The 17,344-nt window shown below is 41.9% G+C and carries 11 protein-coding genes; 1 reads left to right on the top strand and 10 read right to left on the bottom strand.

What is annotated here, in order from left to right; translation table 11 throughout:
* Positions 1 to 189 precede the first annotated feature (189 nt).
* From L6773_RS03375 to L6773_RS03335, 9 genes are all read right to left on the bottom strand, one after another.
* The gene (locus tag L6773_RS03375; RefSeq protein WP_237852443.1) at positions 190 to 582 is read right to left on the bottom strand and encodes an SDR family NAD(P)-dependent oxidoreductase; all 393 of its coding nucleotides are present in this window, start codon (positions 580 to 582) and stop codon (positions 190 to 192) included.
* Positions 583 to 763: 181 nt separating this feature from the next.
* The gene (locus tag L6773_RS03370) at positions 764 to 2,218 is read right to left on the bottom strand and encodes a RagB/SusD family nutrient uptake outer membrane protein (RefSeq protein WP_237852442.1); all 1,455 of its coding nucleotides are present in this window, start codon (positions 2,216 to 2,218) and stop codon (positions 764 to 766) included.
* A gap of 76 nt (positions 2,219 to 2,294) precedes the next feature.
* Entirely contained in the window at positions 2,295 to 5,705 is a 3,411-nt protein-coding gene (locus tag L6773_RS03365) for a SusC/RagA family TonB-linked outer membrane protein (protein WP_237852441.1), read from the bottom strand.
* 130 nt (positions 5,706 to 5,835) lie between these two features.
* Entirely contained in the window at positions 5,836 to 6,855 is a 1,020-nt protein-coding gene (locus L6773_RS21675; RefSeq protein ID WP_237852440.1) for a FecR family protein, read from the bottom strand.
* A 286-nt stretch (positions 6,856 to 7,141) separates the two neighbouring features.
* Positions 7,142 to 7,729 carry an RNA polymerase sigma-70 factor gene (locus L6773_RS03355; RefSeq protein ID WP_237852439.1) on the bottom strand — a complete coding sequence of 196 codons (588 nt, stop codon included), beginning with the start codon at positions 7,727 to 7,729 and terminating at the stop codon, positions 7,142 to 7,144.
* 602 nt (positions 7,730 to 8,331) lie between these two features.
* Complete coding sequence (locus L6773_RS03350) at positions 8,332 to 9,717, bottom strand: c-type cytochrome domain-containing protein (RefSeq protein ID WP_237852438.1); 1,386 nt, start codon at positions 9,715 to 9,717, stop codon at positions 8,332 to 8,334.
* Between the two features lie 3 nt (positions 9,718 to 9,720).
* A complete protein-coding gene (locus tag L6773_RS03345) occupies positions 9,721 to 10,785 on the bottom strand; it encodes an NHL repeat-containing protein (RefSeq protein ID WP_237852437.1) in 1,065 nt (354 codons plus the stop codon).
* A 120-nt stretch (positions 10,786 to 10,905) separates the two neighbouring features.
* Positions 10,906 to 12,366: a DUF1501 domain-containing protein gene (locus tag L6773_RS03340; protein ID WP_237852436.1), complete on the bottom strand. Its 1,461-nt coding sequence runs from the start codon at positions 12,364 to 12,366 to the stop codon at positions 10,906 to 10,908.
* 4 nt (positions 12,367 to 12,370) lie between these two features.
* On the bottom strand, positions 12,371 to 15,640 hold the full coding sequence (locus L6773_RS03335) for a DUF1553 domain-containing protein (RefSeq protein ID WP_237852435.1): 3,270 nt from the start codon (positions 15,638 to 15,640) through the stop codon (positions 12,371 to 12,373).
* 565 nt (positions 15,641 to 16,205) lie between these two features.
* Between L6773_RS03335 and L6773_RS03330 the strand changes: the two genes are divergently transcribed.
* Complete coding sequence (locus L6773_RS03330) at positions 16,206 to 16,697, top strand: DUF6265 family protein (RefSeq protein WP_237852434.1); 492 nt, start codon at positions 16,206 to 16,208, stop codon at positions 16,695 to 16,697.
* 95 nt (positions 16,698 to 16,792) lie between these two features.
* Here the strand turns inward: L6773_RS03330 and L6773_RS03325 are convergent, their stop codons facing one another.
* Complete coding sequence (locus tag L6773_RS03325; RefSeq protein ID WP_237852433.1) at positions 16,793 to 17,254, bottom strand: hypothetical protein; 462 nt, start codon at positions 17,252 to 17,254, stop codon at positions 16,793 to 16,795.
* Between the last annotated feature and the right edge of the window lie 90 nt (positions 17,255 to 17,344).

The raw sequence follows: 17,344 nt of genomic DNA, 5'->3' as shown, positions 1-17,344 counted from the left end.
CCCAACCCCTCCAACTCCGAATTGGCCGGGGTAATAATCCAGTTCCTGCCCAACTGATCAGCTGTGTTTTTAAATAATACTTTCTTCTCGCTCATTCTTCATTCTAAAAATATTGTTTGTCTTTTTATTTTGAATATCTGGCTACAAGCGTAGCTGTCAATTGAACCAACATTGATTATATGACCCGAATTAATATTTCTCATTTTTTTCAGATATAAACCGGGTCATGTTGAGTAAACCTTTTATATTTGTATCGATCACTTTATCCCAATCTTCAAAATCAGCATCAAAAATTGAGCCCTTGCCCAATGCTAAGCCCGCATTGTTTAGGAGTTTATCAACAGGCTTTGCTTTTGAACTTACAAAAGATTGGCAGGCATTTCGGTCACGAATATCAAAAGATAAGATGAGAACTTTTATCGAATAGTCTTGCTCAAGTTCATGTTTAAAGTTTTCAAACCATTCATTCCACCGGCCGGTAATAATATTCGATTTATGTTGGGCAAATAGTCTTGCGGAAGCTTTTCCAATACCAGAAGTAGCACCGATAATTAGAGTCCACTTGTTGATTAGCCGGTTCAATCAAATGTTGGTTTATTTTTAAAATTTCATCTTCATTCAAAAAGTGTCTCTTCAAGAAGATTTTGATTCCCAACAGTCTATGTATAATAATCTTTTGAGATTTTTATAATGCTACCTGTTGTAATACACGGAATTCAAGTATCCATCTAAAAGAGACACATTTTTTATTTAACCAATATAATTAATGGCCCGGATTCTGTTCTAACGTACCTCCACTTATATCGATTTGGTTTTGAGGAATTGCGTAATAGTAGTGTTTCGGTCTTACAAATATCCTTGGGGGGTCATAAACTCCTCTGTCTTCACCGTATATTTGCTCAATATCCACAATTCCAGCTTTATCCCATCGCATCAGATCAAAATGGCGTCGACCTTCACCGGCAAGTTCTACCCTTCTTTCATGAATAATATGATCCATTGTAGCATTTGTAACTGGCGACATTCCAGCTCGTGAACGAACTACATTCAGTTCAGTATCACCATTCCCTCCAGATCTGATTTTTGCTTCAGCTACGTATAAATACACCTCGGCAGACCTTAATAATGGAATATTCATATTCATATCCAATCCACCTGCATCTCTCCAGGCTGCATATTTCTCGAAGTGATAACCGGTAGTTGGAGAAAGGTCTGCTGTAAACTCAGTTTCCCCCCTGTCACCACCGAGATCAAAAATATCGCCGGGCATCATAATAGAGTAATCCTGTCTTGGGTCCCCTTCCTCAAATTCTTCGACTAAATCAGGGAGTGGAGCCTGGAAGTCCCATCCGCCCCAAGGTCGAGGAGTAGTGTAAATGGTATGAGCCTGAGTTCTCCATCCTTCTGAGGATCCGACAGTGAAAAGGATTTCGGGATTATATTGTGTCTGGATAGAAAAATTTTCATCAAAACTGTCCGCAAGTGGATATGGACCATCAATGACTCTACTACCGGCTTCAATAGCATCCTGGAACTTTTCCTGGTACATATAAACCATGGTTAGATACCCCCAGGCTGCTCCACTATTCGGGCGGCCGATATTTGCTCCATCGTGTGTAGCGGGCAGTAAATTTGCCGCTTGTTGGAAATCAGATTCTATTTGAGCGTACGTAGCTTCCAGAGTTGCCCTGGGTTTATCATACTCACCATTTAAAACATCATCCTCTAAAATTAATGGTACACCGGCAAAAAGCTTGGCAAGAGTCCAATACGCAAATCCACGCATGAAATGAGCCTCGCCCAGTATCCGGTTTTTCAAATTTTGGTCAATGTCCATTTCAGAGACATTAATCAAGACGTCATTTGTTCTTTGAATGATTTCGTATTTGTTCTTCCAAGAAATATCAAAGTACGGGTGAGTTGCATCATACGTGAAATTTTCGAGGTCTGAATGTGGACCATGGTCACCTGCCCTGAACTCATCATCTGATGGAATGTTGATCAGAGTCATTTCCGTATGGCCATACAAATCGTGCGAAGGAAGCGGATGATACACAGCATTTATGGCAGCCTCTGCATCAGTAGCTGTTCTCCAGAAACTATCAGAGGTTGTTTGTCCATATGGAGTTGTATCCAGAACACCTTCATCACAACCTGAGAAAAAAGTTAAAGCCAGGATACTAAAGCTAAGCAGTAAAAGCACGGAACCAGATTTCATTCTGCTATTGTTTTTTTTGAATTGATATGACATTGTTCTATTCCTTATTGAATTATTTTTTTTCATGGTTTGCCTCCTAAAAGTCAATCGTTAACCCGAAAGTCCACGTACGTGGTTGAGGGTATTGTGCGAAATCAACATTTCTTTGGAGGTTTCCATCTGTATATCCTAGCTCAGGATCGATGCCAGAATATGGAGTAACTGTGAACACATTTATGCCTGTTACATAGAGCCTTAAACCACGTGTCCCAAGAAAACTGTTTACTTCTGCAGGCATTTCATATCCGAGAGTAAATGATTTGAGTCTCAGATAATTTCCATTTTCAATAAACAGATCCGACGTTCTGTGGTTTTGATTATCCCGTAATGTTGTCATCCTTGGAATTGAATTACTGCTACCCTGCCCATTCCAGCGGTTTTCAACTTCAGCATACATATTAAAGGGATACGTAGGATCTAATCCCTGCATTCTGTCAGCGTTGTAGATTTCGACTCCTGCGGCACCGGCAAAATGCAAGTTTAAACTGAAGTTTTTGTAACCACTTGTTAAACTCAAACCATATGTCATATCCGGATGGGGACTTCCAAGTATGGCTCGATCTTCACCGGTTATTTGCCCGTCGCCATTCAAGTCGAGGAATCGAACATCACCGGGTTGTATAATATCTTGCCTGGAGTCATTAGATATGTTTGGATCGCTGTCAATTTCTTGTTGATTTTGATACAATCCGTCAGTTTTCCAACCAAAAAAGGTAGCAATCGGTTCACCTTCAAACGTTCTTGAAATTTCAGCATCAGGTCTTCCATATCTTCGCGAGGACAAAAAGTCGTCGTTAAGATTTGTAACTTCGTTTTTAATAAATGAAGCATTTCCAGTCACATTATAGTTGAACTCACCTATAACGCCACTATACCCAAGCTCTATTTCAAAACCTTTATTCCTAATCTCACCTACATTAACATCAGGAACAGTGGCAGTACCAAGAGTTCCTAAAATCGGTGGTGCGAGTAAAACATCTTTCGAATCTTTTATAAAGTACTCTATGGTAGCATTGACGCGGTCTTCAAGCCATCTTGTGTGCAAACCAAAATTTAGCATCTCAACTGTTTCCCAAGAGATATCCCGATTTGGAATTCTGGTCTGACTTATGCCTCTTACTTGTGCCCCATTAAATGAATACTGGGAATTTTGGCCGTAAAGTCCCAAAAACTGATTTCTGGCAATTGACTGATTTCCAGAACGTCCCCAGCCGGCTGTTAACCGCATATTATTAATCGTCGACCGTAATCCATCAAAGAAACTCTCTTCAGAAATTCTCCAACCGGCCGAGAAAGCAGGAAATAAACCCCATCTATTGTCGGATGAAAAGCGTGATGAACCATCATATCTTAAACTGGCAGTTAACAAATACTTATCATCATAAGCATAATTTATTCTTCCAAGGTATGAGAGAAGTGCATCTTCAAATGTTGTCCCATCCGCCAGGTTAATGGTGTTTCCGGCATCAAGTACTCGCTGTGATTCTGATTCGTCTGTAAAATCAAGTCTGTTTGCGCGGAACGTCTCCCCCTGAAATTTCTCAAGTATAATACCGCCTAATGCATCTATATCATGGTTTTCACCCAAAGAATTACTGTAATCCAGGAAAGCCTCTGTCAAGATGGAGCGGTTTTCAGTAAATCGCCGATCCAATGAGTTTCGGGAACGTGCCCTGATCTGGTCATCAATTATAATGTTGTAGGTATAAAAATCCTGAAATGAATAATCTAAACCCAGATTACCTCGCACCGACAAACCAGGCAGTATATTATATTCTGCCTGCACGTTACCCAAAACTCTGCGGTATTCGCTTTCTGAATCCGAGTCTTGTTCAACTGTAAAAATCGGGTTGTTAATATCACCAAATTCACCACTTATCTGAGAAGAACTATAAGTGCCATCATCATATTTAACGGGTAAACCCGGGTGAAAACGAATTGCACTCCACAATACCCCTGTCTGTGCAGACTGAGTGTTGAGTGTATTCCCGGACGTTCTGGACAGCGTAAGATTTTGCCTGATATTTAATTTTTCAGAAATATTATGACTGGAGTTAATTTTGAGACCATACCTGTCAAAATAGGATGATTCCATCATACCTTGTTCATCCATATAATTACCAGATACATAGAATGATGAAGTTGAGTTACCCCCTTGCAGAGATAAGCTATAATCCTGAATTGTACCGGTACCTAATAATTCATCTTGCCAGTTTGTGCGCTGTGTTTGATACTGCGGATCGGACCAAATAGGATTAACTGGAATTCCATCATTGGTATAACGCTCCCTTTTTAGTTCTGCCAACGTTGGGGCATCCAGTACATCTATTGTATTTACAGGCTGCGAAAAACCCACTGAAGAATTGAATTTTACCTGGAGTGGTTGGTCTAGTTGTCCGCTTTTTGTAGTAACCAGGATAACACCGTTTGCAGCACGGTTCCCATAAATTGCTGCTGAAGACGCATCTTTTAAAACGTCTATTGATTCAACGTTATCAGAATTAATGTTATTAAGACTCCTCAGGTCTGACGGCATCCCGTCAATTACTATAAGTGGATCTGCATTATTTACGGTTCCGGTACCCCGAATTCTAATGGCCCCGCTTGCACCCGGATCACCGCCACTTCGCACAATTTCCACTCCGGAAGCTCTGCCTTGTAATGCTGTTGAAAGATCACTGATCGGTTGTTCGTCTAATTCATCTGCTCGTACTGAAGAGATGGATCCGGTTACACGTTCCTGGCGTTGCATACCATAACCTACGACTACAATATCATCAAGTAATTCGTTAGCTCTTTCAAGCTCAATGGTTAAGTTCGACCTACCATTAATGTCAACAGATTGTTCAACGTAACCAACGGAGGTTATCAGAAGTGTATTAAGATCATCGGGAACGTTAAGCTCAAATTCGCCTTCAACATTCGTAGTGGTACCTATCACACCACCTACCGATTCCTGGCTGCCTACAACAACTATATTAACAGCAGGTATGGGTGTACCATCCATAGCGTCTAAAACAACTCCACTTATGCTCTGAACGTAAACAACACTTTCAGTATTTGGCTCAGCACGTTGAATCAGCAGATATCCTTGTTGAGAGAATTGATAATCCAATCCTGTATCTGCTAACATATGATCCAAAGCATCACTTACAGCAATACTATTTGAGGTCAAAGTGACTGTTTTATCTGGAATAATGTCACCTCTATAAGTAAGTTTCATTCCCGTGACTGAGGCAAATTCCCGAAGCGCTTGTTTTAAGGTTAATTCATTCAATTCCAAGCTTATTTGTTTTTCAAACCTTGTTTTATAAAACATTTCCTGAATGCTGGCAAGGGTTGTCTTATGGAATTCAATTGTTGCATTATTTGCCTCTACTTGCACTGCAAGAAGCTTATTGGGCACCATTCCAGACACAATAAGAGTGATTGCTAAGAAACATATCATTTTAGATAAGTCACTGAAGCGTAGTTTTTCCACCATTGTTTTTTATGTTAGGTTGAGATTTTATTTATAAAAAGCGCTACCAATACATTCATATATTTTTATAATTTGTATGGATTATTAATCTGATTGATTAATAAAACTTGACTTCTCTCTCATGCCTTGCGTAATCGGTACCCAATGATGCTGCTATTACAGAGAGAACTTCATTGAGTTCGGCATACTGAAAAGTACTTGTGAAAGGCACATCTAATATATCTACTCTTTCAACAGATATATTCACGTCAAAACGACGCTCAATATCTCTGAAAACTTTTTGGAGAGGCACGTTATCAAAATGCATACCACCACTTGTCCAAAGCAGGTAATAGTTACTGTCAACTTTTGTTGCAGGTTGAGGGGCTTTACCCTTTATCAATTCAGTCATATATCCTTTAGTAAGAATCACTTCTGATTCATCACTCAACTCTGATAGGTTGGAGTTCACTGAAACTTTCCCTTCCCGAACCACGACTTCAGTTTTTCCATCTTCTTCCCACCCTTTTACATTAAATTCTGTGCCCAAGACCTCAATTCTTGCACCTTGAGCGTGAACTATAAATAGTTGGCTGGCATCATGTGCTACTTTGAATAAAGCTTCACCGTCCAGGTAAACTTCTCTTTGTGAGCCTTTGAATTCCTTGGGAAAACGAATAGAACTAGCTGAATTTAGAACTACTTCTGTTCCATCAGAAAAGCGTACTTTTGCTTTTTCACCCCTACTTGTAACCATTTCTTGCATCTGATAAAATTCAGATTTTTCCGCAATTGAATCCGATAAAGAATTATTATTACCCAGATAGTATGAAAACATACCGGCAAGCAGGATCACCAAAATTACAGCCGCTGCACGCATCGCATATACAAAAGTATTCGATTTTTTCGGATAGGTTTTACGGACTGTTTGTATTTGCTTAACGGTTTTTTCAGTAGATTTTTGATTAATTCTTTCCCTGAATTGTCGCCATGCTTCTTCAACATCTGTCTCAAAATTTTCTTCTGGAGTCATCTTCCAAATCTTCTCAATCTCTCTAAGAACTTGCTCATTATCTCGGCTCTTGTCTATCCATTTTTGAAGTACTTGCCGTTCTTCCGGTGATGCATTACCGGTCACGTACCGCTGTATCAGTACCCACATTTTTCTTTGTAATTCCAATTAACTCTACCTCTTATTGTCGGTTTTTCTACAAAATGATTGGGACAACCAAACATTTCCCTTTTTTTAAACATCCAATTTTATAGATCTGTTGTTAAAACAACTGAGATTTAGAGTACCCTGTAATTTTTTTTGAATATTTTTGAATCATATCTGTGGAGCTAAGAATGATTCCTAAAACAGAATTGAGCTTAACTTAATGAGTAGAAGTAATCTGAAATTCACTGCTGTTTTATTTTTTTACCTAAGCTACTATAATCAACAGTAGTGGTAGTAGATAAGAAAGTTGACTACGTAAGATTTTTAATGATCGAGTCATTTGTGATTCCACGGTTTTAACTGACACTCCCATTACTTCGGCTATCTCCTCATATGTAAGACCATCATACCTATGCAATTTATATGTCATACGACTACGCTCCGGTAGACTTTCCACGGCTTCTTTAATTGCTTCACGTATCTTTTCTTCTCGAAATTTATCCTCAATTTCTGGCATTACGGTCTCCTTTTTCATAGACATCCATTCTGGATCATATTTCTCTCTTACTTTTTTATGCTTTAAGTAGTTTAAACTCGAGTTGCGAATTGCTTTATAAAAATATGCTCTAATTGAGTTTGTGAGGTTTAAGAGGTCAGCATTTTCCCAAATTTCCGCAAAAAAATCCTGTACTAATTCTTCAGAAACAGCTTTTGATTTTGAATAGCGCCAGGAAAATCTGACAAGCTGTACATAATATCTCTTGTATAATATTTCAAAAGCCACTTCATCACTTTCACGAACAAACGTCTCCCACAGCTTCTCATCATCGACATTTGTATAGCTTTTGCTCATATATGGATTTGTATAAAATTTTTTTAAACCATCTTTTACTTAGATTCAAAAGATTTTTCTCCTAATGTATTGATTTGAAATATTTATGGAAACCTTTTCATCATGATACTAAGATTTAATAATACATCGTTTAAGATTTATTAAATCACTAATTATTATTAAACAATAAGGCTTCTGAATCCTCTTTTTTTTAGGTTTCAGTGCAAGAATATATAATACTTACACCATTTAGACTCTTGAACCGTCTGTAATTTAAGTTTTAATGAAAAGCAACGATTCATAACTTGGAGTTTAGAGACTATTTCAAATTTGGCAGACTTTAATTGCTTTAAGTGAATGTTAAAACAGTCCGGTAAGTAATTGTAATATTTTATTTTAGAGGTTCTCTTGAGATTCTGCAGAAGAAACTGCAAACTAATTAGAATCGGGATCAGTGGATTAACCAGAAGATTATTTTGGCGTAAATCGAAATTTTTTATTGACAACGATTTCAAATGGCCTTAATAAATCATTTAGATTTTACTTGTAACTCAAAATAACATCGGCTGTGATTGGCACAAATTTAGAAGTTAAATTTCCACTTACCTAAGATAAAAGCCACATCAAATTTCACTTTGCCAGCCTGTATCTATCTGTAAATTTGGAAGTTGGCTTTTCAACTGCTCAACGCCGGATTCGGTTACTTCAGTCTGCCAGATGTAGAGTGAGTGCAAGCTTTGAAGCCCCGTTAGATTGTCCAGTCCCTCATCACTGATAGTCGTTCCATAAAGGTTTAAATATTCAAGGTGTGCAAGGTTTTTTAAGTGCTGAAGAGAATTGTTTTCAATATCCGTTTGAGAAAGATGAAGCCGGGTAAGATTTTCAAAATTAGATATCGCAGCCAGTGAGCTATCAGAAATGGCCGTTCCCGATAAGTCTAACCATGTAACCTGGGATGAAAGAGGTGATAACTGATGTAGATCAATCATTCCGTCCGAGTTCCTGGTTTTAACCTGCAAGAAATTTGAATCTTGGGCAATTCGTGAAATTCGAAAACTACCGCCGTTGTTTAGTTCATTCACCAGGCTCGTATCCGGTTCACTCACCTCTGTTCGCACCAAGAAGCCTGTTCCGTCAACGGTAAGTTTATTCAGTTTTGCCAAAATATTGTCCGGTACATCCAGCTCTGAAATTGACTCATCCGTCGGAGCTCCCAAATCAACCCACCATGCGATAAGATCTTTCTGGTCCTCGGTCAATGGCTGCTTCCCGGATGGCGGCATCAGGTCGTCGTGGCGATCTGGCAGTAAAATCCGTTTTACCAGCTCGCTTGTTGCAGCACTTCCCGCCTCCAGCGCAGGACCACTTTCACCGCCTTGAAGAATCTCATCATACGATGTAAGTAAAAGATCTCCCTCATATTTTTCCGGGTTATGGCAGCTTACACAACGTGTATCCAGAATGGGATGAATCACATCCATAAATACCTTTGCTGAATCCAGGTCCTCAATCTTTTTGATACTTTTTGCTTCAACAACGGGTGCGCCGGTTATGGCACGCAAGGGTTCCGGCATGTATTGTACCAGGTAATCTGAGCCATGGGTTAACGATCCGCCATAGTGACCCGCACCAAACAAACAGGCAATCATACCCCACATCAGGAATGTGTACAATTTTTTTAGCTGTACATTCTCATAAAACCACTGACGAAGCACAAAGGCACATAGTGATATTACAGCAACCGAAATTCCAAGCCATTTATGTATCCAAAGTAAGTCTTCTCCGTACCCCCCATCCTCTGAGAGAAGGTAACCGGTAGCGGCAGCGGCAACTGCACTTGCAAAGCCCAACAACAGACTAAATGATACAGCGGATCCAAGATGTTCAAATCTTTTAAACCGTGAACATACTTCAAATAGAAACGCCAAAAGCAAAAAGCCAATCGGGAGATGTACGAAGAGCGGATGAAACCGTCCAATAAAAAGATAAAGATCAGATGATTCGCCCATAAACTATACTCGTTCCAGTTTAATTGGATATGTTTGGCCGGCGTTCCACTGGCAGACGTACAGGTTTTTATCCTCGTCCACACAAACATCGTGGCAGTGATTAAACAAAGGATTTTCCTGTACCATCAACTGTAGCTCACCATTTTCATATTCCGGTTGCGTTCCTCCCGGATTCGAAACGACTCTATTTTGATCGTTCAGTATGGTGACGAACCCGGAATTATCGGTTTGATTCAGGTATCGTAAACGCGACCAGCAAACACCGGAGTAGATATTTCCGTCATCAATCACAGGCCGACAAACAAAGGCTCCCGGCAAAAAAATCGTTTCGAGGTATTCGCCGTCCATTGTAAACCTTTTGAAGGAGTTGTGTCCCCTGGATGTACAGAGCAGAGTCGGAGTTCCACTTCTGTCATCAATAGCCACGCCATGAGCCGTGCTGAACAGATGATCTTCGTCGCCCGCTCCTCCAAATTTACGGATAAAATTACCATCTGAATCATATTGCAAGATAAACTGGGAGCCGTACCCGTCGGCAACATAAATATCTCCGTTGGGAGCAATTGCCGTTTCCGTAGGGCGGAACGGATCCTCCTCCCCATACACTCCAATTGTATTTGGATGACCGATGGTCATCAACATTCGACCATCTGTAGTTGTTTTAAAAACTTTTTCAAGACTGTAGTCGGTAATAAAAAGGACATCTTCCCCGCCTTCATCAAACAAGGTCAACCCGTGTCCACCCGGAAATTGATCTCCCCAGGATTCCAAAAGTTTTCCACTTTTATCATAAATGATGATGTTATTCTGAACCTCATCGGTAATCATAATCAGACGACCTTGTGAGTCCAACACCATCTCGTGGCAATTCTTCACAGGTGTATTTTCAGGATCAAGATTTCCCCATTCCTGATGGACCCGATATTGGAAATCTCCGTGACCTAAAATGGTATCCTCCAATTTTGGTTTACTTCGCCCGATATGAAATATCGAAGGAATAATCGCTCCGCCCGCTAAAAGTGAGCTTTTTTTGATAAAGTCCCGGCGTGTTGTTTTAGAATCTGCCATCTATTGTTTTCTAAGAGTTTAGGCTATAATCATTTGCCACTGAAACACAGAAATTCACGGAAATTTCAGGGGATTCCGTGCTTCTGTGGCTCTTTTAAATTGTTCTTGAAATGACTGAATTCAAGCTAAAATATCTTCCACTACATGTCCGTGTACATCTGTCAGACGGAAGCGGCGGCCCTGGTGTTTGTATGTGAGCCGTTCATGGTCCACCCCCATCAGGTGTAAAATAGTAGCCTGGATGTCGTGAATATGTACTGGATTTTCGACAATGTTATACCCAAACTCATCCGTTTTACCATACTCAAAACCCGATTTTATTCCAGCACCTGCCATCCACATTGTAAAGCATCGTGGGTGGTGATCTCTTCCGTAAGTTTCTTTGGTCAGTTGTCCCTGGCAGTAAGAGGTTCGGCCAAATTCTCCACCCCAAATCACAAGTGTTTCATCCAGCAAACCACGCTGTTTTAAATCTTTTACCAAGGCCGCTGAAGCCTGATCAATATCTTTACACTGAAGGGGCAGCTGATCGGGAATGCCATTATGCTGATCCCATCCCATGTGGTATAACTGTACAAATTTCACGTCCCGTTCTGCGAGACGGCGCGCGAGTAAACAATTGGCCGCATACGTTCCCGGTTTTCGGGCATCTTCCCCATACATGTCAAATACCCAATCCGGCTCATCAGATACATCCATCGTTTCGGGCACGGAGGTCTGCATTCGATACGCCATCTCATACTGGCTGATACGGGTGGTAATTTCCGGATCACCAAACTCATCCAGGTGCAGCTTATTCAGGTCCTTCAGCTTGCTCAGCATATTTCGCCGGCTCATCTTATTCACACCCGGTGGATCATTCAGGTTCAACACCGGATCCTTCCCGGACCGAAACTGAACCCCTTGGTGCAGTGACGGCAAAAACCCATTTCCCCAAAGACGGGAGTAAAGAGGCTGATCAAACGGACGTCCCGAACCACGGGAGATTAACACGCTGAATGCCGGCAGGTTTTCATTATCCGATCCCAGCCCGTAACTAACCCACGACCCCATACTGGGCCGTCCCGCCTGCTGAGATCCGGTTTGAATAAACGTAATGGCCGGATCATGGTTGATGGCATCTGTATACACCGATTTTACGAAGCAAAGTTCGTCCACAACTTCAGCTGTATGGGGCATCAATTCACTCACGTAAATACCGCTGTCGCCATATCGCTCAAAGTTGTAGTGAGATCCAGCCAGGGGGAATCCATCCTGGTTGGCAGTCATGCCTGTCAATCGCTGATCTCCTCTCACCGAAGGAGGGAGATCCGAGCCGTGTAATTCCCTTAATTTCGGTTTGTAATCGAACATATCCTGCTGGGAAGGACCACCACTTTGAAACAGGTAGATAATTCGTTTGGCTTTAGGGATGATATGCGGAGAATCCAGCACACCGTCCAATCCCCCCGACCGATCTCCAAAAAGCGCTTTTGGGCTGATCAGTGAAGCTAACGCAGCTGCACCCAAACCCATGCTGGTCTTGGAAAGAAAATGCCGGCGATTCATGTTGCAATTCAGCTTGTCAATTTCTTCAGACATGATTCTATTCCTTGGTTATCGTTTCGTCGAGATTGAGGATCGTACTCGCTACAATGGTTCCTGCTGCTAATTGAGTGGTATCCAGATTGTTATCCACCGGGTATTCACCAACGCCCAGAAGGGAATCGGCTCTTGCCGGCTCTGCTTGAAAGGCTTCAAATTCTTCCATGTAGAGTTCAGAGAGCAGCTGAATCTCTTGCTCTTTCGGGGTTCGTGCCGTAGCTGCTTTGAACGCAAAGGATATCTGGCTCTCCAGGTTTTCACCGCCCTCGGTCATCATGCGCTCGGCAAGTAAACGGGAGGCCTCCACAAACTGAGGATCATTCAGAGTGAACAGCGCCTGTAAAGGTGTACTTGTTTTGCCTCGATTGAGCGACATATGACTCCGGCCCGGGGCATCAAATGTGGTCATAAAAGGCGGCGGTGACGTTCGTTTCCAGAAGGTATATAGACTTCTCCTGTACAACGAGTCCCCGTGATCTTGTATATATTCAGGCAGGTACCGGCCGGATGTTTTCTCTTTCCACAATCCCTCGGGTTGATAGGGTTTCACACTGGGACCGCCCACTTTTTCCACCAACAAGCCGCTTGCAGCCAGTGCGTTATCTCGAATCATCTCAGCCGACATACGGAAACGAGGGCCCCTTGCTAAATATTTATTGGACGGATCTTCCGCCAATTTTTCTTCTGTAATAACAGCCGACTGCTGATAGGTACTCGACATCACAATATTCTTGTGTAACGCTTTCAGGTCCCAGCCATTTTCTCGAAAGGTTACCGCCAGCCAGTCAAGCAGTTCCGGGTGGGTAGGCAGCGACCCCTGGTTGCCAAAATCGCCGGGTGTATCTACAATTCCATTTCCAAAATACATCTGCCAGTACCGGTTCACGATCACACGAGCTGTTAGCGGATTTTCGTCACTGACAAGCCACTGCGCCAGCCCCAGCCTGTTTCGGGGAAGGTCGGGTGGAAAGTCCATTACACTTTTCGGAACATTGGCTTCCACTTTCTCCCCGCGCTGATCATATAAACCCCGGTCAAGAACATAGGTATCTCTCGGTTGAATCCGCTCGCCCATCACCATTACTTCCCGGAGAGTGTCGGTCACCTGGCTTTTTTGAACCCGGAGTTGAAGAAGTTCATCAAAATATTGGCGATATGTTTCATCTTCACGGAGAAGATAGTGTTCGGCTAATATCTGCTCCCTGTATTGGTCCTGAAGGTTAGTTGAACCTGCCATCAATGCCGGTAAATCATCGCTTCCGGCCAGTGCCATCATCTCGGCCTGGCTCAACCGGCGGTTATAAATCTTCAGTTCATCGAGTTTCAGTCCTTTATACTCTATTTTTTCAAATGAATTTCGTTCGCCAACCAAGAAATTCTGGTAGGGATAGGTCTTTTGTTCTTCGCCGATGGCAATATTCTTAAACAGGTTATCCTGGAATATCTCAGAGTCCCAGCGATCTCCATTCACAAAGATATCAATTCCACCGGCTTCGCTTGACCCGTCGTATGTGACCCCAATATGACTCCATTGATTGAGTGGCAGCGCATCACGTGTTGTCACTTTAATCGAATTGAACGGCCATCCGTGGACCAGTCGGACGGAAACTTTGTTTTCAAGAAGGGTCAGGTCATATCCCCTGTAGCCAATAAAGATCATCCCCATCTTCACAATCACCGGGGCCTCCGATCCCGCAGTTGTGTCCGATGGATTCACCCAAATACTCAGCGAAAACGGCTCGGTTCGTTCAAAGGTTGCGATATCGCCCAGGTCAATAGAATTTCCTTTATTGAATTCGAGCGCTTTACCATCAACTCCATCCCGAATCGGCAGTTCACCTTTGATCTGCCCTGCAAGTGAATCACCGACTAATTCCATGATCTGGCCATCTTCGATAGAGTTAAAATCTACATGCGTCACCAAACCATCATCTGCCGGTTGGAGGGACTGCTCACCCACCCCCGAATTCATCCATTGCGAAAAGCCACCACTTTTAGTCGTAGTATATTTTTCTAATTCCCTCTCCTGTTTTTGGATCTGCTCTTCCAGGTAACTAATCTGTTGATTAGCTTCGCTGTCGGGCAGTAAAATCGTGGGGCCCGCCATCCCCTCATTTGGAATCTGTCCAGCATCATTTACATTGTTGAAGAACGCAGAAAACTGGAAATACTCTTTTTGGGAGATGGGATCGTATTTGTGGTCGTGGCATCTCGCACACTCCATGGTCATTCCCAGAAAAGCGGAGGCCGTTGTATTGGTTCTGTCGGCCACATATTCCACCCGGTACTCCTCATCTACAATTCCTCCCTCCTGACTTTGCATGTGAACCCGGTTGAAGCCCGTTGCCAGTTTTTGTTCGCGGGTTGCATTCGGCAGCATATCCCCGGCAATTTGCCAGGTGGTAAATTGATCAAAGGGCATGTTCTCGTTGAACGCTTCGATCACCCAATCCCGCCAGGGCCACATATGATTGGGGCCGTCATCCTGGTACCCGTGTGTATCAGCATATCGCGAAACATCCAGCCATTCCGTGGCCATGCGCTCCCCATACGCTTTGGAAGCCAACAGGCGATCCACCACTTTTTCATAGGCATCCGGGGAATCATCAGAAATAAAGTCGTTTACTTCATTTACGGTGGGTGGTAATCCAGTCAGATCAAATGAAACACGGCGCATCAGTTTTTCTTTGGATGCCCGTTCGGAAGGCGAAAATTCCATCTCCTCCATCTTGTTTAAAACAAAGTAGTCGATTTCATTTTGTGGCCACTCCTCATTGTCAACATCAGGAAGGCCCGGTTTTTCCGGAGGAATGAATGACCAGTGCTTTTTGTATTCAGCGCCCTGTTCGATCCATTTCTTGAGAATAGCGATTTCCCGGTCTGTAATACTCAGGTTCGATGTAGGCGGGGGCATCATGAAGTCCGGTTCATCGGAGGTGATACGTTTATACAGTTCACTGTCATGCGGATCCCCCGGTACAATTGCATACCGATCTTTTTCTTCGCCCAACGCCGCGTAAGCCAGCTCTTCTGTTGTAAGTTGCAAATTCGCTTCAACAGCTGCCTCATCCGGTCCGTGGCAGGCAAAACAGCGGTCGGACAGGATTGGCTTTACATCAAAATTGAAATCAATCTCCTCAGGAATCGGATCCCCTGCAAATTGCTCGTTCTCAGAATTACAAGCTGAGGAGAATAAAATCATCACCAAAAGAAACAGAATCACACCAAAACTGGAATTTCTGTTATTTGTATGAACTGAGACAGGTTTCATTGAAGATGATTGGATTCCATGTGATAATAGAAAAAAATAACTGAAGAACTAATAAAAATTACAATAAATAAACAATTATATATTCGATTATTCGAACTAAATAATGAAAAAAATATTTATGTGCAATTGTTTGAACATTTAATTGCTTACAACAAGTATCAATAATTTTCCAAAACGTTGACTCTGCTATCCTCTTGATTTCTTTTTGGTTCCGCTCTAATACAAAGCTCAAGATAACAGAACGCCTGAATGCTTGTTTTCCGAGATTCTACCATTGAACGAATTTCGAACTGTCTAGGCAAAGCGTATAAAATGAGTAGATGGTTCTTTTTATATCAGTATCTGTCAATTTTCAAATATTGATTTACACGATGTTTTTTCTGTGCAGTTTTTTCAATCACTCTCCCTCCTAGCTTCGCTCAGCCCGATCTTTAATCGCAGCTTACCCGGTTAAGTAACCTTTTGTCTTTTCATAGAACTATTCAGCTGAAAATATTAATCACATCTTAAATAATTTTTTTCATATGTTTTTGATTCTTGTTTAAAATTTAAAAAAAGAAATATTATGAAAAATAAATTATTCCTTTTTCTGTTTTTTTTAACCGTCTTTTTCATTGATGTCAAGGCTCAAAATAATGGTACACTTTCTGATATAGAATTCTTATCCGGACACTGGGAGGCCACAAGAAATGGAAATCTGGTTGAGGCATTTTGGACTGAGCCGGAGGGCGATAATATCGTTGGTGTAGTTCGAATAATCGGTGATGGACGGGCTGTTCTATATGAAATTTTTGCCATTGAAATGACAGACACCGGTCTTGAAGTAAAAGTAAAGCATTTCAGACCCGGACTTATTGGTGTAGAAGAAAAGGATGAATTTGATCATTATACCTTTCTGGAGAGCAGCAATGGTCGAGCGCTTTTTCAAAAACAAGGAGAGGATGTGAGAATATCGTATGAAATGCGCCCTGAAAATAAGTTTGCTGTTGCAGTGGGTACTCCGGCAGATGGAGAGTGGAAATTTGAAGATTTTTGGCTCTTCAGTCCTTTGGATTAAGTGCTGTTCTATCAAATCTATTGTATAAATTTGGCAGGAATCCAGCGGACTTCCGGTTCCTGCCAACATATATCAATCTTCCACGTTTAAACCATCTACGATCCTTCAGCATACGCTTCAACACCGCTTCCGTCTTCGGAAGTAACCTTCAAATCGGATGGATCAGCCAGGAACTCATCGTAATCGCAGGGCATTTCGGCTTTTTCGTCAACTTGTACATCCCAGGTACCGCACTGGCCTCCTCTCATGCTGACATCAAAAGGGGCTTCAAAATCTCCCGCTGAGATATCGAGTGTTATAAAGAACCCCTCATCGATATAGGCATCGCTATCAGGGGTGATGATTTCAGTAGTTGCGGTTCCTACGTTTGTTGAGCCGTCGGACGAAAGCACCAACTCGAACGTTCGGGTTTCATTTTCCGGATCACCATCCTCATCGTTTGCAGATGTTGAGGAGCTGCACCCTGAAAACATGGATGTGATTAGCCCAAAAGCTATTAGAATGATAAATGATTTTATTGTAGATGACTCGAATAGATTCAGATAAACGTACTTCATGAATTAGTTGATCTATTTTTAAAGTTTTTGATTCTTGTTTATAGGCCAAATAAATCCCGGGTAATCTGATTCCCAAAATGACAGCTTTAT

This window comes from Rhodohalobacter sulfatireducens (genome assembly GCF_022012475.1).
GTDB lineage: Bacteria > Bacteroidota > Rhodothermia > Balneolales > Balneolaceae > Rhodohalobacter > Rhodohalobacter sulfatireducens.
The sequence above is the reverse complement of the archived record's forward strand: the minus strand, read 5'-3'. Positions and strand labels throughout refer to the sequence as shown.